This window comes from Bacillus cereus, from assembly GCF_002567495.1.
Lineage (GTDB): Bacteria > Bacillota > Bacilli > Bacillales > Bacillaceae_G > Bacillus_A > Bacillus_A cereus_AQ.
In genome coordinates this window covers 13,544-15,990 of sequence record NZ_NVAP01000060.1, presented here as the reverse complement: position 1 = coordinate 15,990, position 2,447 = coordinate 13,544, and the positions used below count along the sequence as shown (strand labels likewise).

Sequence of the window (2,447 nt, the reverse complement as noted above, 5' to 3'; positions counted from 1 at the left end):
ACTCGTTGTTTTTTATGCATGGTTTTCTTTTAGCCACTTCGTAATAGAATTTAACTTCGAAACATCAAAACGTCCTTCTTCGCACACGTTCAAATTTTTTGAGTTTCTCACTATTTCTAATTCATTATTTTTTACACTTTTCGCCTCAATTAATTTACAGTACCCATTTGTAACAGTATTTAAATTTTCATAATAACGCTGAAACGATTTTGATATATGTAAATGTTTTTCAAAGTTTCGCCTTCTTTTCGTCTCATCAGATACTTTCCGCTTTCTAAGTTCTTCATCGTTCGTATATAAATAAAAATATTGATCCGGAAAACCAATTTCCCTATTCATCATCTTTTCTTTATAAAAATTTTCTATTAAAGATAATGGCTGGTTAAATATATCAAAATGAAAACACCAATTATAACTAAGTGGCTGATATATATCGCCATCGAGTATTACTAATTCATATTGCTGCGACTTCTGCATCGCTATATTCCATCGCTCTACTTGTTTTTCAAAATACCATGTTGTATGTTCATTTTTTGGTCTTTCAAATAAAAAATTCACTTCAGGTATTATATAAGCACCATAATTCTTTTCTAATTCACGACACGTTGTACTTTTACCAACAGCGCTAGCTCCCTCAAACGCTATTATCCCCATAGTTTCTCCCTCTTTCATTAACTAAAATTTCGTTGTTTCACTTTTCTTCCCCATAACTTTCTCCATAAAACAATTGAAGCGATAGTGAGCATGATTGTTGTAATAATACTACCTTCAATTCCAAACGAACCTCCATGAAGAAATTCGGGGCCATTTGTTGCAGGTTTAAATAGCGGCGTTGAATATATCGTCATCCCGCTAACTGCAAAACCGTAGACGTTATATTGTGCCCAATTCCAAATGGAATGCCATGCGCCTATCCCCCACAGACTACTATCTTTTAAAACGTAAAAAGCTGCAAATACACCCACTAATATTATATTTGAAATTGAAAGAATTGTAATACCTGGATTAAGTAAATGAAGAAAACCAAATAAGAAAGACGTCACAACAATCCCAACCCATATACGGCTTCTAACAGAAAGAATCGGGAATAACCAACCTCGTACAATAATTTCTTCCGTTGCCCCTTGTATTAAAAATGCAACTAAAGAACCTACAATACCCAATATAGCGGTTCCTGTAATCTGTTGTATTTGTAGTGTTACAACTCCTGCTAATATGAGTAAAATTACTGGTATGGAAATGAAAACAAATCCTATTAATGCACCCCTCAAGTATTTTCTTATCCATTGATTTCTCCAAAAACCAATGGATGAAAATGATCTTTTCTCTACAAATCTAATCCATAAAAACACAAAAAATATTGCGCCGCCAAACGTTAATATCATCTCAATGTCGCTATAAATCGCCTTCATAAAAGTTGTTTCTGCTTTCGGCAAAATCAGCATAAACAACATAAATAATTCACCTAAAGTTAAAAATACAATCGCGAGTATGACAGCGAAAACAGGATGAACTTTTCTTCTTCCTTCTTTGGCTGCTTCAATTATTTTAAATTGTTTGTTTTGCAATATTCTGTCCTCCTAATTATGTTACTCATCAGCATTATTAAAATATATTTAGCCTTTTATTTAAACTTATTTTTTCATATTAAATGATTTTTGTTTGGAATAAATCCAACTTAGGAATAATATATAAATAAAAGAGATGACTTTGTGCCTTTCACTATTATCACCCAGATTACTCACTGGTATTACCAGCACTTGCTATTTCCCACCATTTGTTGTAAGATAGTAATTAAGGTCAATTTAACACTATATTTTCTTTGCATATTATCAAGTATCAATCAGGGATATTTTATACTCCTTATGGGTTTTTGATAATATGTGAACTTTTATTTTTCATTCAAATAAGGCCGATCATATTGTAATCTTTTTAAATTTTAGGAGGCATTACCATGACATTAACAGGTAAAGTAAAATGGTTTAACAGCGAAAAAGGTTTCGGTTTCATCGAAGTTGCAGACGGTAACGACGTATTCGTTCACTTCTCAGCTATCACTGGCGACGGCTTCAAATCTCTTGACGAAGGTCAAGAAGTTAGCTTCGAAGTTGAAGACGGTAACCGCGGACCTCAAGCTAAAAACGTTGTAAAGCTATAATTCAAACAATAAAAAGGTTGTTACCAGCTCGGTTAACAACCTTTTTAATATATAACTAAAATTTTTACATAAAAGGAGTGGTTACATGTATCGCAATCGAAAGAACGATGTAGCAGAAGTACCACCAGAACAAACACCTGTTTGGGAATGTGAATCAGAGGATTGTTTAGGATGGATGAGAAAGAACTTTTCATTTGAAGAAGAGCCTAAATGCCCTTTATGTAAAAGTAGCATGAAAAGCGGAGAACGTTTATTACCTAAATTAGGTTAATTTATAATAAAAAAACCC

4 protein-coding genes are annotated in these 2,447 nt (G+C 32.9%); 2 read left to right on the top strand and 2 right to left on the bottom strand.

All coding sequences use genetic code 11. The features are described 5' to 3' along the window. Positions 1-12 precede the first annotated feature (12 nt). Positions 13-672: an AAA family ATPase gene (locus COK05_RS27090; RefSeq protein WP_141539277.1), complete on the bottom strand. Its 660-nt coding sequence runs from the start codon at positions 670-672 to the stop codon at positions 13-15. Then, complete coding sequence (locus tag COK05_RS27085; RefSeq protein WP_098615008.1) at positions 672-1,568, bottom strand: CPBP family intramembrane glutamic endopeptidase; 897 nt, start codon at positions 1,566-1,568, stop codon at positions 672-674. The genes COK05_RS27090 and COK05_RS27085 overlap by 1 nt, the downstream gene beginning before the upstream one ends. A gap of 386 nt (positions 1,569-1,954) precedes the next feature. Here COK05_RS27085 and cspD point away from each other — a divergent pair, with 386 nt between their 5' ends. Next, positions 1,955-2,158, top strand: a complete 204-nt coding sequence (cspD, locus tag COK05_RS27080; protein ID WP_000176365.1) for a cold-shock protein CspD — start codon at positions 1,955-1,957, stop codon at positions 2,156-2,158. Between the two features lie 85 nt (positions 2,159-2,243). After that, on the top strand, positions 2,244-2,429 hold the full coding sequence (locus tag COK05_RS27075) for a cold-shock protein (protein WP_000286203.1): 186 nt from the start codon (positions 2,244-2,246) through the stop codon (positions 2,427-2,429). The last annotated feature ends 18 nt before the right edge of the window (positions 2,430-2,447 follow it).